The organism is Parabacteroides sp. AF18-52, assembly GCF_003479145.1.
Classification (GTDB): Bacteria; Bacteroidota; Bacteroidia; order Bacteroidales; family Tannerellaceae; genus Parabacteroides; species Parabacteroides faecis.
In genome coordinates this window covers 237039-262963 of the sequence record NZ_QUGR01000005.1, presented here as the reverse complement: position 1 = coordinate 262963, position 25925 = coordinate 237039, and the positions used below count along the sequence as shown (strand labels likewise).

The 25925-nt window shown below is 43.6% G+C and carries 18 protein-coding genes; 10 read left to right on the top strand and 8 right to left on the bottom strand.

The window, feature by feature from the left end:
- The first annotated feature begins 13 nt into the window (after nucleotides 1–13).
- From DWX23_RS11255 to DWX23_RS11240, 4 genes are all read left to right on the top strand, one after another.
- Nucleotides 14–1825: a RagB/SusD family nutrient uptake outer membrane protein gene (locus DWX23_RS11255; RefSeq protein WP_122374542.1), complete on the top strand. Its 1812-nt coding sequence runs from the start codon at nucleotides 14–16 to the stop codon at nucleotides 1823–1825.
- Between the two features lie 70 nt (nucleotides 1826–1895).
- Nucleotides 1896–3116: a glycoside hydrolase family 99-like domain-containing protein gene (locus tag DWX23_RS11250; RefSeq protein WP_122374541.1), complete on the top strand. Its 1221-nt coding sequence runs from the start codon at nucleotides 1896–1898 to the stop codon at nucleotides 3114–3116.
- Between the two features lie 5 nt (nucleotides 3117–3121).
- Nucleotides 3122–4300 (top strand): glycoside hydrolase family 99-like domain-containing protein, encoded by a 1179-nt coding sequence (locus DWX23_RS11245; RefSeq protein ID WP_122374540.1) that lies wholly within the window; start codon nucleotides 3122–3124, stop codon nucleotides 4298–4300.
- 31 nt (nucleotides 4301–4331) lie between these two features.
- Nucleotides 4332–5498: a glycoside hydrolase family 99-like domain-containing protein gene (locus DWX23_RS11240; RefSeq protein ID WP_122374539.1), complete on the top strand. Its 1167-nt coding sequence runs from the start codon at nucleotides 4332–4334 to the stop codon at nucleotides 5496–5498.
- Nucleotides 5499–5919: 421 nt separating this feature from the next.
- Here DWX23_RS11240 and thrC read toward each other — a convergent pair whose 3' ends face one another.
- The 6 genes from thrC to DWX23_RS11210 all read right to left on the bottom strand — a co-directional run bounded on the left by thrC (nucleotide 5920) and on the right by DWX23_RS11210 (nucleotide 14950).
- Entirely contained in the window at nucleotides 5920–7233 is a 1314-nt protein-coding gene (gene thrC / locus DWX23_RS11235) for a threonine synthase (protein ID WP_122374538.1), read from the bottom strand.
- Entirely contained in the window at nucleotides 7230–8432 is a 1203-nt protein-coding gene (locus DWX23_RS11230; protein WP_122374537.1) for a cofactor-independent phosphoglycerate mutase, read from the bottom strand. Before DWX23_RS11230 ends, thrC begins: the two co-directional genes overlap by 4 nt.
- 104 nt (nucleotides 8433–8536) lie before the next feature.
- Nucleotides 8537–10978, bottom strand: a complete 2442-nt coding sequence (gene thrA, locus DWX23_RS11225) for a bifunctional aspartate kinase/homoserine dehydrogenase I (RefSeq protein WP_122354097.1) — start codon at nucleotides 10976–10978, stop codon at nucleotides 8537–8539.
- Between the two features lie 378 nt (nucleotides 10979–11356).
- On the bottom strand, nucleotides 11357–12919 hold the full coding sequence (locus DWX23_RS11220; protein WP_122374536.1) for a DHA2 family efflux MFS transporter permease subunit: 1563 nt from the start codon (nucleotides 12917–12919) through the stop codon (nucleotides 11357–11359).
- Entirely contained in the window at nucleotides 12919–13938 is a 1020-nt protein-coding gene (locus tag DWX23_RS11215; protein ID WP_122374535.1) for an HlyD family secretion protein, read from the bottom strand. The genes DWX23_RS11220 and DWX23_RS11215 overlap by 1 nt, the downstream gene beginning before the upstream one ends.
- Before the next feature lie 91 nt (nucleotides 13939–14029).
- Nucleotides 14030–14950 carry a DMT family transporter gene (locus DWX23_RS11210; protein ID WP_122374534.1) on the bottom strand — a complete coding sequence of 307 codons (921 nt, stop codon included), beginning with the start codon at nucleotides 14948–14950 and terminating at the stop codon, nucleotides 14030–14032.
- A gap of 139 nt (nucleotides 14951–15089) precedes the next feature.
- Between DWX23_RS11210 and DWX23_RS11205 the strand changes: the two genes are divergently transcribed.
- From DWX23_RS11205 to DWX23_RS11185, 5 genes are all read left to right on the top strand, one after another.
- Entirely contained in the window at nucleotides 15090–15827 is a 738-nt protein-coding gene (locus tag DWX23_RS11205) for a copper homeostasis protein CutC (protein ID WP_122374533.1), read from the top strand.
- Between the two features lie 6 nt (nucleotides 15828–15833).
- Nucleotides 15834–18497: a DUF5916 domain-containing protein gene (locus DWX23_RS11200; RefSeq protein ID WP_122374532.1), complete on the top strand. Its 2664-nt coding sequence runs from the start codon at nucleotides 15834–15836 to the stop codon at nucleotides 18495–18497.
- 64 nt (nucleotides 18498–18561) lie between these two features.
- Nucleotides 18562–18765: a PspC domain-containing protein gene (locus tag DWX23_RS11195; RefSeq protein ID WP_122354091.1), complete on the top strand. Its 204-nt coding sequence runs from the start codon at nucleotides 18562–18564 to the stop codon at nucleotides 18763–18765.
- Nucleotides 18765–20789: an excinuclease ABC subunit UvrB gene (uvrB, locus tag DWX23_RS11190; protein WP_122354090.1), complete on the top strand. Its 2025-nt coding sequence runs from the start codon at nucleotides 18765–18767 to the stop codon at nucleotides 20787–20789. The genes DWX23_RS11195 and uvrB overlap by 1 nt, the downstream gene beginning before the upstream one ends.
- Nucleotides 20790–21125: 336 nt before the next feature.
- Complete coding sequence (locus tag DWX23_RS11185; protein WP_122374531.1) at nucleotides 21126–21977, top strand: N-acetylmuramoyl-L-alanine amidase-like domain-containing protein; 852 nt, start codon at nucleotides 21126–21128, stop codon at nucleotides 21975–21977.
- On the opposite strand, the gene DWX23_RS11180 is transcribed toward DWX23_RS11185, so the two are convergent.
- Nucleotides 21974–24151 (bottom strand): DUF5686 family protein, encoded by a 2178-nt coding sequence (locus DWX23_RS11180; RefSeq protein ID WP_199673269.1) that lies wholly within the window; start codon nucleotides 24149–24151, stop codon nucleotides 21974–21976. The genes DWX23_RS11185 and DWX23_RS11180 overlap by 4 nt on opposite strands.
- A gap of 162 nt (nucleotides 24152–24313) precedes the next feature.
- Between DWX23_RS11180 and DWX23_RS11175 the strand changes: the two genes are divergently transcribed.
- Entirely contained in the window at nucleotides 24314–25015 is a 702-nt protein-coding gene (locus tag DWX23_RS11175) for a Crp/Fnr family transcriptional regulator (protein WP_122354087.1), read from the top strand.
- 103 nt (nucleotides 25016–25118) lie between these two features.
- Here DWX23_RS11175 and kdsA read toward each other — a convergent pair whose 3' ends face one another.
- The gene (kdsA, locus tag DWX23_RS11170; RefSeq protein WP_122354086.1) at nucleotides 25119–25925 is read right to left on the bottom strand and encodes a 3-deoxy-8-phosphooctulonate synthase; all 807 of its coding nucleotides are present in this window, start codon (nucleotides 25923–25925) and stop codon (nucleotides 25119–25121) included.

Below are 25925 nucleotides of genomic sequence, written 5' to 3'. Positions count from 1 at the left end.
AAAGTCTAATCGTATGAAAAAAATATTTTTGTCATTAATGATAATCGCTTCATCTTTTGTTTCCTGTTCAGATGTTCTGGACAAAACTCCATTAGATATTATCTCTGATGAAGCTGTATGGAATGATGAAGCTTTGATTGAAGCTTATTTAGTTCAATGTTACTATCACATGTCTTATTTTGGAAATGAAAGTGGTGGTGCAGGTTGGCAAGGTGATGGCTATTTCCCTGCATTCGTTGTGAACCATGTTTCTGATGAATGCTTGTCTCAATGGAGAGATTGGGGAGAAGCTATGACCGGATATAATTATAAGTTTGGCGGACTAAAAATTGATGGTGGTTTGTTGGACTGGTGGGGATATGATCCTATCCGTAAAATCAATGAATTTATAGAAAAAGTCCCGGAATCTCCGTTAAATCAGGATCTTAAAGGTACTCGAGTTGCAGAAGCTCGTTTTTTGAGAGCTTTTTCTTATTTTGCCATGGCAAAACGTTATGGTGGTGTTCCCTTGATTTTGAAAGCGCAGCAGTTGACTGATCCGGAGGAAGAATTATATCCTAAACGGGATACGGAAGAAGCCGTCTATAATTTTATTATATCTGAAACAAGTGAAATAGCTAATGAATTGCCGGAAGAGGCCGGAAGCGGAAACCTGGGACGTGCAACGAAATATGCTGCTTTGGCTTTGAAGTCGCGGGCAGCTTTATACGCTGCAAGTATTGCACAGTTCGGTAAGGTGCAATTGGATGGAGTAGTGGGAATCCCTGCAGAAAAGGCAAAGGATTTTTATCAGATATCTTATGATGCTTCCAAGGAGATCATAAATAGCGGAAAATTTGCTTTATATGATCAGGATGCGGATAAAGTAACAAACTTTAAAAATATATTTTTAGTTAAAAATAATAGTGAGGTTATCTTTGCAAAAAGACACGATAGTTCAAACGGTTTGATAACAGGTGGAAATGGATGGGCTGTTGATTTCTTTCAGTGTCCTCGTCCCCAGGGTTGGAACAGAGGTAACCTGGACGGTCCTTATCTGGAGTTAGTGGAAGATTTTGAGTATGTGGATGGTACTCCCGGAAAACTGAACCGTTCAGAAGTGGAGAATGGTCTGTGGACTATGGATAAGTTGTGGGGGAAAAAGGATCCTCGTTTCTTTGCAACGATATATACACAGGAAACTCCGTGGAAAGGTAGCTTTGTGGACTACCATAATGGCTTGCTTTTACCGGATGGGACGATTATGACGAAGGATTCTTACAAGGGAGTGTTATGTACAGGCGATCAGGATCTGGAAGGTACTTGTTTTGGTGTAATGAAATATTTGGATGAATCTCATGATAATATGGCAGGAACAGAGTCTGCATGGGCTACTTCTTCCCAGGATTTCTTATTATTCCGTTATGCGGAAACCTTACTGAATTTAGCGGAAGCTGCTTATGAATTAGGTAAGAATGGTGAAGCTTTGGATGCTATCAATCAGATACGGGAACGTGCCGGAATTGCCTCGCTGAAAGAGATCAGCCAGGATAAGATACGTCATGAAAGAAAAGTCGAACTGGCATTTGAAGGACACCGGTATTGGGATGTCAGACGTTGGAGAACTGCAACCACTGAATTATCAAGAAGTTTTTCTGGTCTTCGATATATATTAGACTATTCTAGTTATACAGATGATGAGAAAAAATATAAACTGGAAATTCTGGATAATATCGACGGAAGTGTTTCTACACCGTTGTTCAAAGAGGAAAATTATTATTTGCCTATAACTTTGAGCAGAACGTCTAGCAATCCTAATATGGTAGAAAATCCAGGATATAAATAAATTTAATAAAAACGGTCAGTTTCAGGTAATGGATCTGGACTGATCGTTTTTATGAAAGAAAAAATAAGATATGAATCTAAAAGTAATTATTTGTTTGATTATGCTGGCTTTTACTGCAACGGGTATGAGTCAGGCGAAAGATGTAAGTGATGAAATTACAGTAGCGTGCTATTATTTCCCTAATTATCATACACGTGATACTACCGATTTGCGTATTAGCCGTCAGCATTTTGAAAACTGGTCGGAATGGGAGTTGGTAAAGCATGCCAAACCTCGCTTTGATGGTCATTATCAGCCTAAAGTACCAGCATGGGGATATACTGACGAAAAAGACCCCAAAGTGATGGAGCAGAAAATACAGGCTGCATCGACGCATGGTATCGATGTGTTTATTTTCGATTGGTATACCTATGAGGGGAAACCTTTTTTAAACCGTTGTCTGGATGAAGGTTTTCTTCACGCATCGAATACTGATTCCATTAAATTTGCTCTTATGTGGGCAAACCACGACTGGATGGAATTATATCCTTATACTGCTGGTGATAAACATGATTATTTATATAACGGAAAGGTTACCTCTGAAATGTTCGATCGTATTGGTGATAATTTGATCGAGCAATATTTTACTAAGTCAAATTATTGGTTGATAGATGGGAAGGCTTATTTCTCTATTTATGATATTCAAAATTTTATTAATAGTTTCGGTTCTTTGGAAGCTACGATAAAAGAAATGAAAAAATTAGATCGGAAAGCTATTGATGCCGGATTGAAGGGGATACATTGGAATTTGGTAGCTTGGAGTACGGCAATTTTGCCCGGTCAGGATGCTCCGCTGAACAATAGAGAATTATTAGAAAAGTTGAAGTTCGATTCTGCGACTTCTTATGTCTGGATTCATCATGTCGGATTGCCGCAGGTTGAAACCGATTTTAATTATGTCAGGGATAAATACCTGGAACATTGGGATAATGCCGTGAAAGATTATGGAGTTCCTTATTATCCGAATGTAACTATGGGATGGGATCCAAGTCCGAGAACGAATCAGGAGAAGGAGTGGAGTGGTAGTAATTATGGCTATCCTTATACGAACACGATGTCGAATAATACTCCGGCAAATTTCAAAAAAGCTTTACAAATGACCCGGGATAGATTATTGGCAGACCCTGATGGCCCGCGTATTTTAAATATCAATTGTTGGAATGAATGGACGGAAGGTAGTTATCTGGAACCCGATACGAAAAACGGAATGTCCTATCTGGAAGCTGTAAAAAGTGTTTTTAATAAAGAATAGAAAATATGAAAAATCGATTGTGTTTATTATTTGTGTTTTTGTGTTGCTCGATCCTTTTGTTTGGACAAGGAAAGAAGCAGAAGTATGATATCGCAGCATTTCTCTATCCGGCGTATGCTTCTGACGATCCGCGTTTACGTCCGTTCTGGCCGATGGGAATAGGTGAGTGGGAGACTGTTATGACAATGCAAAAGAGAAATCCCGGACATTATTGGGACCGCAAACCTCTGTGGGGATATATTAATGAAGCAGATCCTTCGGTTATGTCGATGGAGATAGAACAGGCAACAAAGCATGGTGTAAATGTTTTTATTTTTGACTGGTATTGGTTTGATGGTCGTCCGTTTATGGAGACAACTTTGGATAATGGTTTCCTCAAAGCTGATAATGTGGATAAAATGCAGTTCTACCTGATGTGGGCGAACCATGATGTGGTGAATGTCTGGGATACCCGCCTGGCCAGAGTCAAAGAAGATAATGTGATCTGGACCGGCAAAGTGGACCGTCAGGAGTTTGAAAAGATCTGCAAACGTAATATCGAGAAATATTTCAAACATCCTCAATATTATAAGATAGACGGAAAACCTGTTTTTATGATTTATGATATACCACAGTTAATAGCAGGTTTGGGAGGAGTCGAAGAAACAGCAGATGCTTTGGAATGGTTTAAGAAAGAAACGAAAAAGGCAGGGTTTCCCGGACTTGAGTTGCAGATAACGATGTGGTCCATTAATATGAACTATAGTGGGTTCGATGCTGGAAAAACAACGAATCCGGAGAATTCATTCGTAAAGAAATTAGGATTCACTAGCGGAACTCATTATCAGTTTGCTCATTTTACGAATGTAAATGAAGATTATAATGTAATTATGGATGCGGTTGAAAAAGAATGGGAACGCATTGATTCTTCTTATGACTTTACTTACTATCCTCATATAAGTGTGGGATGGGATAATAGTCCCCGTACAGGTGTAAGTGCAGTTGTGAAGAATAATACACCCGAAAATTTTGAAAAAGCACTTCGTCGTGCTAAAGCTTTTGCCGACCGGCATCCGAAGCAGAAACCGCTGATAACGATAAATAGTTGGAATGAATGGACGGAGACTAGTTATCTGATGCCTTGTAATGTATTTGGATATGGCTATTTGGACGCAGTAAAGAGCGTGTTTGTGGATGAAAAATAGAGAATAGTTATTTTAATTGAGGTTATAATTTATGAGATATTATCTATTGAGTGCGTTATTCTTGCTGAGTTCTTACGTGTTTTCTCAGCAGAATAAGCAAAAGTATGATATTGCAGCTTATATCTGGCCAGCTTATCAGGATGATCCGCGCTTTAAAGAGATGGGTGTTTTCCCGGATGGAAAGGGAGAATGGGAAGCTATCTATAAGGCAAAACCGAAATTTGAAGGGCATCGGCAACCCAGGGTTCCTCTGTGGGGATATTTGGATGAGGCGGATCCGAAAGTTCAGGAGAAAGTTATCGATACAGCACTTGAATATGGAGTTAACACATTTATATTTGACTGGTATTGGTATGATGACAAACCTTTTTTGGAGAGGGTCTTGAATGATGGTTTCCTGAAAGCCGGGAATAATGAAAAAATGAATTTCTATTTAATGTGGGCTAATCATACACATACTACTTATCTGGATCCTAAGGAACCGGATAAAAGTAAAGTGTTTTGGAAGGGAGAAGTGGATTTTGATATTTTTGATCGTTTTACGGATCACGTTATCAAGGACTATTTTATGAAGCCTAATTATTATAGAATAGATGGAAAACCGGTGTTTGCCATTTATGAACTGGGTACATTCATTAATGGTTTGGGTGGCATGGAAGAGGCAAAGAAAGCATTAGACCATTTTAGAGAGAAATGTATGAAAGCAGGCTTGCCAGGTGTTCATTTGCAGGCTATTTTGTGGGGTGCCCTTCCGGCAACATTATCGGCTGTTCCGGGAGATAAGTCGGAGACTCAGGAGAATACAGTCAAATATTTAGGTTTTAATAGTTTGACCAATTATCAATGGTGCCATTTTGTCCCGGCTAATCAGGATTATGCCTCCTGGGGAGAAAAAGCTGTTTCCAAATATAAAGAATTCAGTGAAAATTTTTCTATCCCTTATTTTCCGCATGTCTCTATCGACTGGGATAATAATCCTCGTTTCCCCGGTGGTCCACAGCCTGCTGTATCAGGAGTTACGCCTCAAAAATTCGAGAAATTCCTTTACAAAGCCAAAGAGTTTGTGGATAAACATCCGGATCAGATTCCTTTAGTAACGATCAATGCCTGGAATGAATGGGGAGAAGGAAGTTATCTGGAACCGGATACAGAATATAAATATGGCTTTTTAGAAGCTATAAAAAAGGTTTTCAAATAAAATAACGCAATTCAGGCCAAATGGACATTTAGGGAAATGTTTGTTTGGTCTGAATTGTATTTACTTCTACTTGTAGTGAAAATCAATGTATCGGTTGTATTTTTTCAAAAATACATTTTGCGATATAGAATAACAGTAAAAAAGGATATACTGCAACATCCATGGCAATGAATAATACGTATTTCATTTCAGTCTTATTTAAATTTTATATGTAAGACAGAAATCTGTCAAAAACCCCTATCGGTATAAGACATTATTTCTTACTTTTCATTAAGATGCTCAGAAAGATAAAAAAGCTGCATCCTGCATTCTATTGGATGTAATTATTTATGAATTAGTCTTTGTGGAGGGAAATTTTTTAGGATGGGTGAAATGTCCCTCCCGGTAATAACCCAAAGGGACATTTTACTTTTATATTCTGTTATTGGGTCATCAGGTAAGATTTGAATGTTTCAAAATCTTTACTGAGCTCAATACTTTGTTTTGTGCCCTGCATGAAAGCCTTCAACTTAGCCGGGATTTCTATATCTGTTTCCAGAATACGGTCGACGGTTCCTTTAAACTTAGCCGGATGGGCTGTCTCAAGGAAAAGACCGGTCTCGTTTGCATCAAGTCCGTTCTGTATCAAAGCCTGGAAACCACAAGCCCCATGCGGGTCGAGCAGATATCCGTCATTTTTATATACATATCTGATCGTATGTTCGATCTCTTCATCGGTAAAGCGGTATCCGTTGATGCGCTGGCATATTTCTTTATGTTTATCGTTATAGATATCGAACAAATCCATGATACGGGCAAAGTTACTCGGATCGCCGACATCCATGGCGTTTGCTATGGTTGCAACAGAAGGACGTGGAGTGTAAACACCTGTTTTCAGATATTCGAGGAATACATCGTTGCGATTATTGGCGGCGATAAAGCGCTTAACAGGCAATCCCATCCAGTTGGCGAAAAGACCGGCAGTGATATTTCCAAAGTTACCGCTGGGGACAGATATCACCAGATTATCCGCTTTACCTATTTTATCTAATTGTGCATATGCATTGAAATAGTAAAACGATTGCGGCAGGAAACGAGCTACATTGATCGAATTGGCAGAGGTCAGTTTCATGTGACGGTTCAATTCATCATCCATAAAAGCTGATTTTACCAATGCCTGGCAATCATCGAAAGTACCGTCTATTTCCAGGGCTGTGATGTTTTGTCCGAGTGTTGTGAACTGGCATTCCTGAATCGGGCTTACTTTTCCTTTCGGATAAAGTACATACACATGGATACCCGGCACGCCTAAAAATCCGTTGGCTACGGCACTTCCGGTATCTCCTGAAGTGGCAACCAGTACATTGACCTGCTTCAAGCCTTCTTTCTTAATGAAATATCCCAACAAACGTGCCATAAAACGGCCGCCAACATCTTTGAATGCAAGTGTCGGACCGTGAAAAAGCTCAAGGCTATAAATGTTTTCACTGACGTTTACTACCGGCGTTTCAAATGACAACGTATCTTTTACGATTTCGTTTAATGTCTCCGTTTCAATATCTTCACCGAAGAAAGCTTGTGCTACTGTACAGGCTATTTCGTGGAAAGACTGATTCTTCATATTCTTGATTGTCGCTTCATCCAGACGGACAATACGCTCGGGCATATATAACCCTTTGTCTCCTGCAAGGCCTTTTACAACAGCTTCTTCGAGAGTAGCCAGGGGAGCTTGTTTGTTTGTGCTGTAATATTTCATAATAATTCTCTTATAAATTCATCTTTTTCTAGTACGCCATATTTTCCGTTCAGTACACTGAACTCGTCGAAGCGGGTGACTGCATCCGGTTCCTGTCCGGGTTTATAGATCAGAAAAGGAACGGGGGTATTGGTATGGGTACGGATCGAACAAGGGGTCGGGTGATCGGGGAGTACGGCGATAGCTACCGGTTCATCCCATTTCTGTAGTTCTTCGTAGATGATACGGATCGCCCGTTTATCCAGATATTCGATTGTTTTTATTTTCAGTTCTACATCTCCTTCGTGACCGGCTTCATCGCTTGCTTCCACGTGGAGGTAAACAAAATCGTTTGTTTTCAATGCTTCAAGGGCAGCATATGCTTTCCCTTCATAGTTTGTATCGTACAGACCGGTTGCACCTTCCACGTTGATGACTTCCAGACCGGCATAGACTCCGATACCCCGTATTAAATCGACTGCCGAAATAACAGAACCTTTCCCGAAGCCGTACATTTCCTGCATGGTCTGCATAGCAGGACGATAACCGGGAGACCAGGGCCAAATGCTGTTTGCCGGATCTTTTCCCGCCGCTATACGCTTTAGGTTGACCGGATGATCTTTCAATAGTTCCTGCGACTTCAGGATCAGGTCATTCAACAGGTCGGCTGTCTCTTTTGCTTCCGGTGCTTCCGGTTTGATCATCAGCGGACGGAAGGGGTGGAGAGGAACATCATGGGGTGGGGTACAATCCAGCCGTTTATCGCCGTTCTTGATGACCAGCAGATGGCGGTATGAAACACCGGTATAGAATTTAACTTTGTCGGAACCAAGTTTTTCGTTGAGGTATTGGATTAGCTCGTCGGCTTCTTCGGTAGAGATATGTCCGGCAGAATGATTCTTCAGGATCTCTCCCTCAACACAAATAAGATTACAGCGCATAGCCATCTCTCCAGGTTGCAAGGTGACGCCAATGCTTGCTGCTTCCAATACGCCGCGTCCTTCATATACTTTAGGCAGGTCGTATCCCAATACGGCCATATTGGCAACTTCGCTTCCCGGATGGAATCCGTCGGCAACGGTTTTCATTTGTCCGGTGACTCCCAAGGCTGCTAGTTTGTCCATATAGGGAGTGTCTGCATATTGCATAGGGGTTTTGCCTCCTAATGACTCGATTGGCTCATCTGCCATTCCGTCTCCTAAAATAATAATACTTTTCATCTTTATTGAGAATTAAAGAAGGTGTGGAAAAACAATAACCTATTCCGATAACCTTTGTTTAATGAGGTTACCGGAATGTGGCTATAATTTAATCATCTTCGGATTTATCGAATATTAGCTATGGAAATGATATCGGCGAAAACACCTGCCGCCGTTACATCGGCTCCGGCTCCATAACCTTTTATTATCATAGGATACTCGTGGTATCTTTCGGTAGAGATCATAATGATGTTGTTGCTGCCTTCCAGTTCGTAGAACGGGTGGTGGCTATCCACTTCCTGTAAACCGATTTCACAGGCACCTTTCTCCATCTTGGCAACAAAACGAAAACGTTTACCTTCGGCTTCCAGTTGCTGGCGTTTGCTTTCAAATCCGGCATCCAGTTCCTTTACTTTGCACCAGAAGTCGTCAAGCGAACCTTCAAAGTATTTGTCCGGAACGAACAGATTGCGTTTTACATCTTCCTGTTCAACCTTATAACCGGCTTCGCGTGCCAGGATTACCAGTTTACGCAATACATCCTTACCACTCAGGTCGATACGAGGATCAGGTTCTGAATAACCTTCTTCTTTTGCCATCAGGATCGCTTTACTGAAAGGTATATCTGCACTGAGTGTATTGAATATATAATTTAATGTACCTGAAAGAACTGCTTCCAGCTTCAGGATATGGTCACCGCTGTTTCTCAGGTCGTTCATCGTATTGATGATAGGAAGTCCGGCTCCTACGTTTGTTTCAAACAGGAATTTGATACCGCGGTGACGGGCTGTTTCTTTCAGCTTGATATAATTGCTGTAAGAAGAAGAAGCTGCGATCTTATTGGCTGCCACAACCGAAACGTTATTATAGAGTAATGTTTCATACAGGTCGGATACTGCCGGGGTTGCCGTACAATCCACAAATACGGAATTAAAGATATTCATTTTCAGTATCTCGTCTTTCAGGTGTTCGGGAGAACTTTCTTCTCCGTTCTTCTTCAGTTCGTCGATACAGTTTTCCAGGTTCAGACCTTCACGCAGGAAAAGAGCGCGTTTACTGTTGGCGATCCCTACCACATTCAGCTTCAGACCGTTTTGTTCCATCAGTTTAGGTTGCTGAATACGTATCTGTTCCAGTAGATTACCACCCACTGTTCCTACTCCTGCAATAAACAGGTTCAATACCTTATATTGTGACAGAAAAAAGGAATCATGGATAGAGTTCAATGCCTTGCGTAGGTATTTGAGCTTGATGACGAAAGAAATATTTGTTTCGGAAGCGCCTTGTGCACAAGCGATCACGCTGATACCTGCACTACCCAGTGTACCGAACAGTCTGCCTGCAATACCCGGTGTGCGTTTCATATTTTCTCCGACGATGGCGACTGTCGCCAGATCTTTCTCGGCAACCGTATCGTTCATGTCTCCCTGGGCACGTTCAAGGGCAAACTCTTCGTTCAGGACTTCTACTGCCAGGTCTGCATCGGCATTACGGACAGCGAAGGTCGTATTGTTTTCAGAACTTGCCTGTGATACCATAAATACACTGATACCGTTTTTAGCCAGTGTTTTAAAGATACGGTAGTTGACACCGATCACACCGACCATACCTAAACCTTGTACGGTGATCAGGCAAGTATCATTGATGGAAGAAATACCTTTGATGATGGCTTTTCCTTCTTCCTTTACTTTTTCCTTGGAGATATAAGTACCTGGTGCTTCCGGATTAAATGTATTCAGGATGCGGATAGGAATATTTTTATGATAAACCGGGTAGATCGTCGGCGGATAGATCACTTTGGCTCCGAAGTTACACAACTCCATAGCTTCGGTAAATGTCAACCGGTCGATAACGTATGCCGAACTGATCACACGTGGGTCGGCTGTCATAAAGCCGTCCACATCCGTCCAGATTTCCAGAACGGAAGCATCGAGGGCTGTAGCCAGGATAGATGCGGTATAGTCGGAACCTCCGCGTCCCAGGTTCGTTACTTCTCCGTTTTCTGTGCTCGAAGAGATAAAACCGGGAACGAGCGATACTTTCGGCAGCGGATTGAATGTCTCTTTGATCAGTTGGTTGGTTTTCTCGAAATCTACAGTATGTTTATTGAACTGTTTGATTGTCTTGATGAATTTCCGGGAGTCGAATAATTTGGCATCTTCAATCACATTGGATACGATCAAAGAAGAGATACGTTCCCCATAGCTGACGATCGTATCGGATGTCTTGACCGACAGATCATTGATCAGGTACACACCTTTGAAGATATTTCCCAGTTCGTCCAACAGGCTCATCACTTTCTTCTGTACCTCGATACGTTGCATCTTGTCCGGGATAACTCCCTGGATCACGTCCAGGTGGCGTGTTATGATTTCGGAGAATTCTCTCTCGTATCCTACATCGCCTTTGGCTGCCATGGCAGATGTTGCCAGCAGTTTGTCGGTAATGCCGCCCAATGCAGATACGACAACGATTACAGGCTCTTCAATAGCCTCTACTATCTTCTTAACACTCAGAATACTATTCACGGAACCTACGGACGTTCCGCCGAATTTCAATACTTTCATCTTTTTATAGTTGACAGTTGACAATTGACAGTTGACAATTGCCCGAAAAGGACTTTTGTAACATGTAAAAGTCAACTTGAATTATTAATATGGATAACTTGATAAAGTGAAAAAAGGATAATTGACCATTAGTGACATTTATCTGTCAACTGTCACTTGTCAACTGTCCACTGATGCGTAGTGTTTAAATTCTAACCCCCCAAGGGGTCATCAATGCCCATGTATAATATGCTATACCTGCAATCATTCGGTTCTATTTCTTGTTTTTGTTGCTTATTGCAGGGGCAATATTACACATTATTTTTCAAATACAAGCAATTTTTGTGCAGAAAGTGATAAAATCGTGGAAAGTTGATAGGAAAATAGAGTGGATGATTACTATTGTTTAGTTGTTTTCCCCTTTTTTACTTTCCTGAGCCAGAATACAGGAACAAGGCAAAGTAACGTCACGATAAATGCAATATAGAAATCGTCATTGATGCCGCCTATATAGGCTTCCAGGTCGAGGCGTTCGAGTATCAGTTGTTCGGCAAGTGATTTGGCGGTTCCCTCCGTTGCCCCGGTTGTTTGCAAGGCGAAGGCACTTAGTTTGTCGATGGTCTGGTGGTATATTTCTCCCGTATAATTCAGTGCTTCGCTGTACCGTTGGGTGTGGTAACTGGTACGTTGCGTAAGTACATGGCTGAAAATAGCCACACCGAAACTACCACCCATCTGCCGGATGATGTTGGTAAGGCTAGAAGCCTGTGCCATCATGTCTATGCGGATATTGGCAAGCGAAAGTGTCAACAGAGGCGTGAAAAGTATTCCCATACCGATACCACGGAGATACAGGCTCATCATGATATACCATTTCTCGGTCAGGAATGACAGGAAGATGTTGAGATAGAAACTCAAAGCCATCAGGATCAGTCCGCCTGCGATCAATATTTTAGGATTTATCTTTTGTCCCAGGGCGCCGGCGGTAGGGGAGCAGAAACCCTGAATGATCCCTACGGGAATGAAGAACATACCGGCCTGGAGGGCTGAATATCCCAGATTATTCTGCAAGTAAAGCGGAATCAGGAAGGTACTTCCGAACATACCTACCCCGAAGATGAACATCATCACATTTGCCAGGGTGAAATTCCTGTCTTTGAATATGCGCAGGTTGATCAGTGGATATTTTACAGTCAGCTCTATATAAATGAATAGAATGAACATAATGGCCGATATCCACATCGAACCTAATACGATGGGACTGTTCCAGCCCTGCGTATTGGTTGAAGAGTTGACTTCCGACAATCCGTACATGAATAAAGGCAGAAAGATACCGGAAGTGATGAATCCGGGAATATCAAAAGGCTGTACTGTCTCTGCTTTGTATTCTTTTTGTAAAACGACAGTGACGAATAAAGCTATTATCCCAACCGGTACATTTACATAAAATATATAATTCCAGTTCAGGTTATCAACCAGATAACCACCGATAGAAGGGCCGAACGAAACGGATGCCGCAGATGCAATAGCCCAGAAGCCGAGTGCAGTGCCTCGTTGTTCCGGAGGGAATACATTACTGACAATAGCCATGCCGACCGGCATGATAGCTCCGCAGCCCAACCCTTCGATTACACGCCAGAAGATTAGTTCTTCGATAGAGGTAGAGTTCCCGCACATGAAAGAGCCGAAGGTAAAAACCAGTAGAGAAAGGAAATAAATGCGTTTATACCCGAACCGGTCGGATAGCCATGCCGCAGCCGGAAGGATACTCGCAATGGCCAGCATATACCCTGTCAACACCCATTCGGCTGTATTGATACTGGCACCGAGTGTCCCCATGATGGCTGGCAGTCCGGTATTTACCACGGTCGAGTCCAGTACGGCCATAAAAGTCCCGATCATGATATTGCCTAATACCAGCCATTTGTAAGCTCCGCTATTTGTATTTTCGTCTTTCCCCATTATTGTTCCTTGATGATCTTAACGGTTGCAGACATACCTGATACCAGTTTGGGCATTCCGGTTTTTTCTTTGCCTTTTTTTACGCTGTCGATGGATATTTTTAGTGGGATGCGTTGGGCTACTTTCGTATAATTTCCGGAAGCATTATTCGGAGGAATCAATGAAAATTCGGATGCTGTATTCATTCCGATATAGAATATTTTTCCGGTAAAGGTAAGTCCGGGATAAGCATCCAAGGTGAAATCGGCAGATTGTCCTAAACGAATCGTTTTGAATTTAGTTTCTTCCAGGTAAACGGCTACCCACAGGTCTTTCCCTTCATTAATGGTGAAAAGCGTTTGTCCGGGCTGGATCATATCGCCCGGCAATGACCATCGTTTCGCTATTACACCATCTGTCGGAGCTATAATGCGGTAATAGCCTAATGAAACACGGGTGGATTCAATAGCGGCATCAGCCGAGGCGATCGCTGCTTCACCGGATGCGATCTGTGCACGTGATACCTTGATCTGGTCTTTGGCCATATCCACTTTGATGCCTGTACTTTTCCAACTGTCTTCCGCATCCTGGAATGTTTCCTGCGAAACGGCGTTGGTGCTGTATAATTTTTTATCCCGTTGATAGTTTACTTCTGCTTGATGGTAAGCTATTTCAGCCAGTTGAAGGTTTTTGACAGCGGTGTTGAGGTTTTCTTTTTCCAGTTTCAGGTTAGCTATCATTTGTTCACGGCGGGCAACGGCTTCCTGTAACTCTGCGATAATGCTGCTGCTGTCGAGTTCGGCAAGGATCATACCGGCTTTGACCGTATCGCCTTCCCATGCATATTGCCGGACCATCGGCCCCATGACCTGTGCAGCGACGCTTACCCGGTAACTGTCGAGGTTGGCATCGTCGGTCGAAATATATTTACGATAGTTCCACCACCATAGAAAGGCAATAATGACGGCGATAACCAATATGACAATAAGCCATATCATACTTTTGCTGGGCGTTTTCTTAGAGGTACTTACACTATCCATAGTTTTGACGTATATTTTACTGCTTAAAACAAATAAAATATATAAAGGTTCCGGTTATAAGAGTGATTAACAAGTTTGTGCGAAAGCTTTTTTAGCGATTCTCCTTTTCCAGGTCGGCCCGGCTTTTACTTTGAGTCACTAAATAAACCCCAACAAAAACAAGGACTGCCGACAATGCTTTTTGGAAGGAGAAAGTATCTTGTCCCACCATAACGGTAATCAGCGAAGCAATGATTGGCTGTACATAATTATACATACTGACTGTTGTGGGGCGAATACGTTTCAAAGACATCGGGATCAGCAGGTAAGGAATAAATGTAGCACCTATCAGGACGAAACTGATGGCTCCGATCTCTTTCATGTCGAATACTTCCCGTTGGAAGGCGGGTGTCTCAAGCACATGCTGGTAAGTGAATGGCAACAATACGAGTGTGGAAAAAAGAAACATCCATTTCATCATTGTCACGGCCGAATAGCGTAAACTCAAAGGTTTGGATAAGACCAGATAGATCGAATAGATAACCGCACTGGTTGTGATCATCAGGTTTCCGGTAAGGCCACTGGCCTGTCCGGGGCTATGCGTGGATGCTAATATTAAGGAAACGCCTCCGCAACATCCTAATAATACACCGAATGCTTTCATCTTCGTGATCGGCTCTTTCAGGATAACGGCAGCCAGCAGCATGACGAAGATAGGGACAGCCGTCGCAATGATGGACGCATCGACCGGTGATGTCCGGTTGAGTCCGACGATAAATAATCCCTGATTGAAACCTACGCCACAAAGGGCACAGATAAAGAGCATGCCGAGGTCTTTCATTGTAACCTTTTCCCGTTTAGTAAACAACGAGGCAATCCAAAAGAGCAGGCAGGCGGACCCCATTCGCATAATGGTAAGTGCCTCGGGTTGCACATGAGCCGGTAACAGATATTTGGAAATGGGCATATTGATAGCGAACATTATATTTGCTATCAGAATCAATATATGGCCCTTTAGTTTTTCTGAGTTCATCGTCTTGCTGCTTTACTGAACGCAAATGTAATCATAATACTTACATAACTGACTTATGTCTGCATGAATTGTAAATCGGGATTCAAATATAATCCTTATCTTTGTGTTTGAAAAAGAACAAACATAATTAAAGATATATATGAAACCAACCCGTATCATTGAGATCTGTGCCAATTCAGCTCAAAGTTGTGTGGAAGCCGAAGCAGGAGGCGCTAAACGTGTGGAACTATGTGCCGGTATTCCTGAAGGAGGTACGACTCCCAGCTATGGCGAGATCAAGACAGCTCAGGCATTAACCTCTTCTATTGATATAAATGTCATTATCCGGCCGCGTGGTGGTGATTTTCTGTATACTCCGGCTGAGATAGATGCTATGTTGCTGGATATTGAACTGTGTAAACAGCTGAAAGTTCATGGAGTTGTTTTCGGATGCCTGACAAAAGAAGGAGACATCGATATACCTCTGATGCGGAGATTGATAGAGGCTGCCAAACCGTTGTCGGTAACTTGTCACCGGGCCTTTGATGTGTGCCGTGATCCGTTCGCTGCACTGGAGCAACTGATAGAGTTAGGTTGCGACCGTATCCTGACTTCCGGCCAGCAGTCGGATGCTGTAAAGGGCATTCCTCTGATCGCCGAACTGGTGAAACGTGCCGACGGACGTATCATCGTCATGCCGGGTTGCGGCGTACGGGAAAATAATATCGCACAGATAGAAGCGGAAACGGGAGCGAAAGAGTTCCATACTTCTGCCCGCAGCATCGTTTACAGCCGGATGGAATACCGGAATGAGAACGTTCCGATGGGAAGCAGTATTGTTTCTTCGGAATTTGAAACAGTGGAGACGGATCGTAAAAAAGTGGCAGCTTACCTGTAATAGAAAATGAAATACCGATTGTCCTTTGTTGCCTTTTTATTGTTTACCAGTGCTTTTTGTAAGGCACAACAGGATTCTATTGTCCCCTTTGACAAAGCCTACAAGCGGGTTTATAATATAACAAAGGTAACAGGAGCAAAGCCGGTTATGGACGGGCGCCTGGATGAAGATTTCTGGATGAAGCAGGGAGAATGGTCTGACCGTTTCGTCCAGATTATCCCTTATGAACGGAAGATACCGGCTTCTCCCACCCGGGTAAAGCTGTTTTATGATAATAAATACATCTATGTCGGTGTCTATTGTAAAGATAGCCATCCGGAAAAGATGATCCGCTTTATCGGCAACCGCGACGATAATAGCATGGGAGACCTTATCAGTGTGGCCTTCGATACGTATCATGATTACCGGGCGGCTCCGGAATTCAACATCAATCTGGGAGGAAACAAGACCGACCTGGTCGTTACCGATAAGCTGAATGTCAATCTGAGCTGGAATGCCGTATGGGAAGGAAAGACCCATATCGATATGGCCGACTCCAGCTGGACGGCAGAGTTGCGTATCCCGTTCAGCCAGTTACGTTATAACCAGCTTTCGGACGATGGGATATGGGGACTTCATGTCCGTCGCATTATCCGCCGGAACAATGAGGTGCAGAACTGGAGTATGATCCCTTTGAAGAATAACGGTCATGTCTTTTCTTTCGGGGAAATGCACGGAATGACCGATCTGCCGAAACCGCGCGGAATAGAATTTCTTCCTTATGTAATGGGTAAATACCGGAATGAACCGAAGATACCCGGCAGTCCTTATCAGAAAGGACATAGCTGGGGAGGTAATATCGGGTTGGATGCCAAATTCGCTCTTTCCGATTTTACGTTGGACCTGACTGTCAATCCTGATTACGGACAGGTGGAACTGGACCCTTCGGTGATGAACCTGACTGCTTATGAAACCTTTTATGACGAGAAACGTCCTTTCTTCCTGGAAGGAAAACATATCCTGGATTTTGCCAACGGTAGCGACATGATGTTCTACACCCGCCGTATCGGTGCTGCACCGTCTTATACTCCGTTGGGTATTGATAATATAAATAGTTTCGCCGACAGTAAAGACAATGTGCCGATCATTGGTGCTTTGAAACTGACGGGAACGAACAGGCACGGTGTAACCCTGGGAGTCGTGCAGAGTGTAACAGCCCGGTCTTCCGCCAAAGTAACCCGTAGCGGGATAGAGGATGTCGAAGTTGTGGAACCCCTGACCAATTATACGGTGGCACGTGTCCAGAAAAACTGGAAAGGAAACAGTTTGCTGGGAGGAATGCTTACCTCTGTCAACCGTGCACTCGACCAGCCTTACCTGGAAGATTTTATGGTGCGTAATGCGTTTACGGCCGGAGTTGATTTTACGCAGTATTTCAATAACCGCCTTTATTATATAGATGTAAAAGGAATGTTCAGTTCTTTGAACGGCAGCAAGGAGGCGATAACCGTTCTGCAAACGAACCCGGTTCATTATTATCAGCGGGAGTCTGCTGCCGGTTATTTAGGCGTGGACCCGGAGCGTCGCTCTTTGAACGGGACTGGCGGTTATGTGAAGGCCGGACGTAAAGGGAATGCCAAGTGGGCTTTTTCCGAAACATTCAGCTGGTCGTCTCCCGGCTTCGACCTGAACGATATGGGATATATGAAGGAGACGGACAACCGGACGAACGAGACGGAAGTGGCTTACCGTCAAACGGATATCTGGAAGCATTTCCGGTATAATGCGTTTACGTTGACTCAGAAGAACCAATGGAATTATGGCGGAACACCTTTCAGTAACGATGCGGCCCTTCGTTGGCAAAGCATGACGATGAACCGTTATGAGATGGATATGAAAGAAACATTTGTCTGGAACCGCCTGGACAGCCGTATGCTTCGTGGTGGTCCCGACATGCGCCTGAATCCTTATTTCCAGACTTCGGTTAAAGTGAATACGGACAAAGCCCAACGGATGATGTTTATGCTGAAATATGAAGGAAATCATAACCTGGACGGCTATAACCGTTTTAATACGCTGTCGCCTAGTCTTACCTTCCGTTTAGGCAACCATGTTTATTTATCGGGACAGGTAGATTATGCCTGGAATACGGACAATATGCAGTATGTCGGCACATTGAAATCGTCGGCTGCCTCATCTGCTCAGGATGATCCTTCATTGATCTACCTGATGGGGCATATGGATCAGAAAACATACGGGGTAACGATGAGGTTGCAGGTGAACGTGACACCGGATATCTCTATCCAGTTCTACGGTTCCCCGTTTACTTCTACGGCGAAGTTCAGCGATTTTAAAGAGGCTGCCGATACGAAGTCTCATACTTATGACAAGCGTTTCCATATCTTTTCCGGAGATGAACTCAACTATGCTGACGGAACTTATCATATCAAGAGCGAAGGTCGTGAAGCCTCCTTTAAGAATCCGGATTTCAGCTTTAACGAGTTCCGCTCCAACCTGGTGGCACGTTGGGAATATTTGCCGGGTTCTACCTTGTATTTTGTCTGGGAACACCGCATGTCCAACCAGGAAAGCCTGAAGATAGATGGCTGGGGTAGTAACCTGGACCGTATGTTCGGACTTCCGGCAACCAATACTTTTATGTTGAAGATGAATTACTGGTTCAATTTGTAACCGGATTACTTCAGCTATACAGATTAAATAGTATCTTTACAAAAACAAAATAAAATAAAGCATCATGGAAGAAGCACCAAGAAGACTTTATCGTTCGAATAACGGAATGATTGCCGGAGTTTGCGGCGGCATAGCCGATTACTTTGGCTGGGATCCGACACTGGTACGCGTCGGTTATATCCTGTTGAGTATATTTACTGTGTTTTCCGGGGTAATAGCTTATTTGATACTCTGGATAGTTATACCTAAAAAAGGACTATACGAATAATGAATTTCGAGTTATCTTCACCATTCAGCCCGACGGGGGATCAGCCGGAAGCAATAGCGGCTCTTTCGGAGGGCATTCAGAGTGGTGTGCCTTTCCAGACGCTCCTCGGAGTAACAGGTTCGGGAAAGACATTTACTATTGCCAATGTGATCAAGGAGGTACAGAAACCGACCCTGATCCTAAGTCATAACAAAACACTTGCTGCGCAGCTGTATAGCGAGTTCAAAGCCTTTTTCCCGAATAACGCCGTAGAGTATTTCGTTTCCTATTACGATTATTACCAGCCGGAGGCTTACCTGCCTTCTACGGATACTTATATCGAGAAGGATTTGCAGATCAACGAAGAGATAGACAAACTGCGTCTCCGTACCACAGCTTCCTTATTGTCGGGACGGAAAGATGTGATCGTTGTTTCTTCCGTATCCTGTTTGTACGGTATGGCGGACCCGACAGCCTTTGCCGAGAAGGTGACGCATCTGGAAAAAGGTATGCAGATCGACCGCGATAAACTGTTGCGCCGGTTTGTAGATGCTTTATATGTGAACAACAAGCTGGAGTTTAACAGTGGTTGTTTCCGTGTGAACGGCGATACGGTCGATATTTTCCCCGCCATCGAGTCATTCGACGGCGTAGCTTACCGTATTGAATTCTGGGGAGACGAAATCGACCGTTTGTCTTCTTTCGACCCGAAGACAGGGCAGGAGATAGATGAGCAGGATGAGCTGAATATCTATCCGACAAACCTGTTCGTGACTACACAAGAGCGTATCAATGCGGCGATCGGCCAGATCGATGTCGATCTCGGTACACAGGTGAATTTCCTGAAAGAGATCGGCAAGCACTATGAAGCGAAACGTTTATACGAACGTGTCACTTTCGACTTGGAGATGATCCGCGAGCTGGGACATTGTTCGGGCATCGAGAACTATTCCCGTTATTTCGACGGGCGTATGGCCGGTGAGCGTCCTTATTGCCTGCTCGATTATTTCCCGAAAGATTTTATGTTGGTGATCGATGAAAGCCATGTGACGATACCCCAGATACGAGCCATGTACGGAGGGGATTATTCCCGTAAGAAGAACCTGGTGGAATATGGTTTCCGCCTGCCTGCGGCGATGGATAACCGTCCGCTGATGTTTGATGAGTTCGAGTCGCTTACTCCGCTGGCTATTTATGTCAGTGCGACGCCAGCCGATTATGAGTTGGAGAAGAGTGAGGGAATCGTTGTCGACCAGGTGATCCGTCCGACCGGACTGCTCGATCCGGTCATTGAAGTTCGTCCGACATTGAACCAGATCGACGACCTGATGGAAGAGATAACCCTGCGTTCGGCCAAAGATGAACGTGTCCTGGTAACGACCCTGACCAAACGTATGGCAGAAGAACTGACTGCTTATCTGACCCGGATGGGAATACGTTGTAATTATATCCATAGCGATGTAGATACATTGGAACGTATTCAGATCATGGACGATTTGCGGAAAGGTTTGTTCGATGTGCTGATCGGGGTGAACTTGCTTCGTGAGGGACTGGACTTGCCGGAAGTTTCTTTAGTCGCTATTTTGGATGCGGATAAAGAAGGTTTCCTTCGTTCCCACCGCTCCCTGACGCAGACAGCCGGACGTGCTGCCCGTAATGTGAACGGAAAAGTAATTTTCTATGCAGATAAGATCACGGCCAGCATGCAACTGACAATGGATGAGACAACCCGCCGCCGGGAGAAGCAGCTTGCCTATAACGAAAAGCATGGGATTACCCCGAGGCAGGTTATTAAGACGAGTGTATCTCTTCTGGGTGAGAAACAGCAACCGGCCACAGCAGAACCGTATGCTTATGTCGAACCGGAACCAAGCCTGGTTGCCGATCCGGTGGTTAAGTATATGAACCGTCCGCAACTTGAAAAAGCGATCGAACGAACGAAGAAGCAAATGACGGAGGCTGCCAAGAAGCTTGACTTTATCGAGGCCGCCCAGTTCAGGGATGAATTGATTAAGTTGGAGGAGTTACTGAAAACGAAGGTATAAAGGGGAAATCTCCTCTTATGGATGGGGAAAATGATGAGAATATGAGTCAATATATAGAAATAATTGAACCTATCTGAGCATAAGTCTCAGTCATCAATAAGACATACTTAGTTACAGGTTCATTTGCCGTCTGCTTCAGCTGACGGATTGGTAAATGATCTATCTCATTGGACTTTAGTCCCATTTTAAACAGTCTTACTATTTAAGAGAAATGCGGCTAAAGCCAAAAAAGGGATACAATCTGTAGACCGTTGGTTAAAACCAACGGCAAATGAACCTGTAATAGTCATGTCACTTTGATTATAGGATAGTTCAATTCTGATAATAAATGAATATATGAATAAAATCTTTTTATTGTTTTTTTTCTGCTTTCTCTTTTTCCGTGGACAGGCTGCTGATAAGCTATACTGTACCGATGAGGACCGCGCTGTCTTTGACCGCTATCTTTCAGAAATGACTCCGGTGAAGTCGTTGCCAACCGGAGAGTTAATGGTTAAGACAGCCCGTTTCTTCCTGGATGCGCCTTATGTGGCAGCCACATTGGAAAAGGAACCCGAAGGCCTGGTGATCAATCTTCGCGAAATGGATTGTATGACATTGGTAGAGAATGTTGTCGCTTTAACGAAGACTATGCAATCAGCTACCCCGTCTTTTGATGAGTTTTGTAAGAACCTGCAAACGATCCGTTATCGTAACGGGGAAATCCTTGATTATACCGACCGTTTGCATTATACGACAGACTGGATCTTTGAGAACCAACGAAAAGGAATAGTAAAAGATGCTACCCGGGAAATAGGAGGAGTCTCCTTGCCTGTCGACGTATCCTTCATGTCTACACATCCGGATAGTTATAAGCCTTTGAAAGAGCATCCGGAACTTGTTGCCCGGATCGCAGCAAAAGAAAAAGAGATCAATGCCCGTCCTTATTATTATATTCCGGAATCGGATATAAACATGTTGGCAGAAGGAATAAAGGACGGAGACATCGTCTGTTTCGTCACGACTATCAAAGGGCTGGACATTTCTCATGTCGGCATTGTTTACCGGGTAGGGGATGAACTGACCTTTATCCATGCATCTACTACGCAAAAGAAAGTGATAGTCAACGAAGCTCCTTTACAGGAATACGTGGAAAGTATCAAGCGTAACAGCGGTATAATGATCGTCCGCCCACAAATGTCCTATTAAAATAGTTCGAAGGCAAACTTGAGGCCGATATTCTGGTATTTCCATCTATCGAATCCGGCGAAGGCGGCAACGTTGAAAATATGGTTACCGAAACCATATCCCACCTCTGTGTAACTCGGCAAAACGGGTGTCCACAGTTGGCTGAAATAAAACCGTTCAGACAGAATGTACTTAGATGTTTTCTTCTTGAAAAGTTGTGACAGGATGAAGGGACTTTCGTACATAATATGTCCTTGCACATATTTGTCGGATGCATTGAACCAGAAACTCCTTAGCTGGTTGAATACTCCTCCGAATTCATCTCCCCACGATTCCGGGAACTGGCGGCGTGAGAAATAACGGAAATCGGCAAAGTAAATAGATTTGGGATTCAGATAAATACCTCCGCTGATGTGATAATTGAGTTTTCTGGACAAACCGAGTGCAATGCTTTGGTGAATATCCGCTTCGATCCGTCCGTAATCGCCGGAACTTTTACCTACTCCGGGGATTGCACGGGCAAATTCGACTGAGATGGTCGGATAGTAGGAATACAGATATTCTTTGCGATATCCGTCCATCCAGTAATACTGGCGTGGCGTATAGGAAATGCCGATGACGGGAGTAAAGTCATGATAGTTCTCATTGATGATTTCTTCAACGCCTTCTCCGGGGTTGGGTATCTGGCTTTTCTTTTTTACGGGTATGCGGCGGTGATAGGCTGCACCTGCCCAGACTTGAAAACCGTTGAACAACTCAATATTGTTACGGATCTCTGCATAATAATGTTTAAAGTATTCCAGATTCAAATCGTCAAAATTGAATGTGGAATCTTTCAACTGCTCGTTTATCTCTTTCATAATGGCTGAAGAGTAACTCTGGTTACCATTACCGATCGAGAGGCTCAATATGCCTTTTTTCTCCGGCAGATATTCCCAGTCTCCGGACACGGTGAAAAAGATTTCTTTCCGTTTGAATACGAAACCGATATCCGGGCGGAAGCGGATCTGACGGTCTTTGTCGAATGTCTTGCTGATGCGCAAACGTTGCCGGTAAGTAATACCGTTATGTCCTGAATATCCCAACTGGAAAGGGTTGAATATCCCGGAATATTTCAGACGGGTGGTCTTATAATCCATACTGATCGTATTCGTGAACTTCTCCGTCAGTTTCAGGTATTTCGTGATATTGGCAGTGTCTATTCTTTGCTCATTGTTATCACTGTCTATATGGTATAAGGATTGTTCTTCTTTTGTTAAAGGAATATCCCGTTCTTTGTTCCAGAAAGCAGTGTCTGTGATAATTGGGACCGTATCTGAAGATAACTTATAATATCCAGTCAGGTCCAGTGATCTCTTTTGTTGAGTTTCATTATCTTCTTCCACCCATTCCACCGCTTTATAAGTGAATGAAGAATGATAGCTGGTAGCAATGGCATTCCCCAGAACATGGTAACGCAGATATAGGCTCGCCTTATCCGGAAGGATAAAGCGTCGGTAATCGCGTCCGAATGTCATGACCAGGTTGAATTCGGCGAAATCGAAACGTCCGTTTACATCTATTTTGTCGATGATCCAGGACTGGTCACGGATATACAGGTCGCCGCAGATAAGTTTCTGGCTCCATAACTTCGGCATGAAGCGTATTTTATAAATCTTCAGTCCGCTGGTATCGCTTACACTTTCCAGGTCGAATGTATAGAATTTGGATGCTTGCTTGGTCATGGGGGTGATGATACCCTCGTTGTATATGGTGGAGGAATATACATTCAGGTTGAGGAATCCCAGTGCTTCCTGTTGCTTTTTGCTGTTGGGAATACTGTTTCCGTTTACAGCCCGGAAGTTATGCAGGAAATTGTTGGGAGCGTTGAACTTGGAATCGCTGATCATCTCGAAGATCATATCCTTATTTTTCCGGTCTACAGGGAAAAGATGATGGGCGAAACGCATCAGAAAGTTTTGTTTGAGTATTTCCGTCCGTCCTTTTATATATATTTCCGCTTCGTACCTAGAGAGGACATGCTGGTATTTTTCGGCGTTTTTAATCACCTCTTCCATAATGGAATCCGCTTTTACAGACGATTCTGTTTTCTCCTTTAAGTCGGGCAACACCTTATTTCTATAATTGCTTTCCGCTTTGGCGAGAGCATTTATAGTCAATAAAATCAGAGTAAATATCAAAACGTATCTTTTCAACAAATTATCACCCCTTTTGATGCAAACGTAACGAATAAAATTGAAATGAGTAGCAAAAGAAAGTAAAATGTATCCGGGAACACAATTTATAGTATCAAATATTTTACTATTTCAAAAGAAAAGTTGTACATTTGTGCTTCATAAGTATGTTATAAAACAGTCGTGGTTAAGCAACAAAAAGAAGAGGTCGATCTGTCGGCCAGTTTAGCAGAAGTATGGAGAGTTCTGACCGAAAAGGAACGGGACATTCTCCGTAATAATTCGACGATCCAGCATTTCAAACGTAACGAGTTGATCTATTGCGAGGGCGACGAACCAAGGGACATGATGTGCTTACTGAGAGGCAAAGTGAAAATCTTTAAGGAAGGTGTTGGCGGTCGTAGCCAGATCATCCGGATGATTAAGCCTGTACAGTATTTTGGTTACCGTGCTAATTTTGCTCAGGAAAATTATCTGACGAATGCGTCTGCATTTGAGGCATCTGTTGTTTGTCTGATACCGATGACAGTGGTTACTGAGCTGTTGATGGGTAACCCTAACCTGGCCATGTTCTTTATTCGCCAGTTGTCGTTTGACCTGGGGGTTGCGGATGAACGTACCGTTAACCTTACGCAGAAGCATATCCGGGGTCGTCTGGCAGAATCTTTGTTATTCCTGAAAGATAGTTATGGATTGGAAGAAGACGGGGCTACTTTGAGTATTTACCTGTCGCGTGAAGATTTGGCAAATTTGTCGAATATGACCACTTCCAATGCTATCCGTACTTTATCTACTTTTGTAGCTGAACGCATCATCGCTATCGACGGTCGGAAGATCAAGCTGATAGATGAGGATAAGCTGAGGAAGATCAGTAAAATGGGATAATAAGAATAATACATTAAAAAAGGAGCTTCGGGTATGAGGCTCCTTTTTTTGTGTCCGTATGTTTCTTTAGGGGCATTATATCCCCCTTTTTCTTATTGGAATCTTATTTCCTGATCGCCTCACGGATACGTACTAACCGGGTTAACAGACCTTCCAGCAAGTCTAACTGTAACATGTTTGCTCCGTCGGATTTTGCTTTAGCGGGTTCCGGGTGAGTTTCGATGAATAGTCCGTCGGTTCCTACGGCGATAGCGGCCTTGGCTATTGTCTCGATCAGGGCAGGCAGACCACCTGTTACGCCAGATGTCTGGTTGGGTTGCTGTAAGGAATGGGTGACGTCCATGATGACCGGGTAACCGAATTCCTGCATTTGCGGGATTCCGCGATAGTCGACAACCAGGTCTGTGTAGCCGAATGTCGTGCCTCGTTCGGTGATCATAACGTTGTCATTTCCTGCATCGGCCACTTTCTGTACGGCAAACTGCATGGCTCCCGGAGAAAGGAACTGGCCTTTTTTGATATTGACAATTTTTCCTGTATTGGCGGCGGCAACCAACAGGTCGGTCTGACGGCACAGGAAAGCAGGGATCTGGAGGACATCGACATACTCGGCGGCCATGGCTGCTTCGTGTGTTTCATGGATGTCCGTTACGGTCGGAACGTTGAAAGTTTCGCTGACCTTGCGTAAGATCTTCAGGGCTTTTTCATCGCCGATCCCGGTAAATGAATCCAGGCGGGAGCGGTTCGCTTTGCGGTATGAGCCTTTAAAGATGTAGGGAATATTCAGCTTCTCGGTGATACCCACAACCTTTTCTGCAATGCGCAGAGCCATATCTTCCCCTTCGATCACACATGGACCGGCCATCAGGAAGAAGTTGTCTTTATTCTTAAAATCGTTAACTGTTATCAT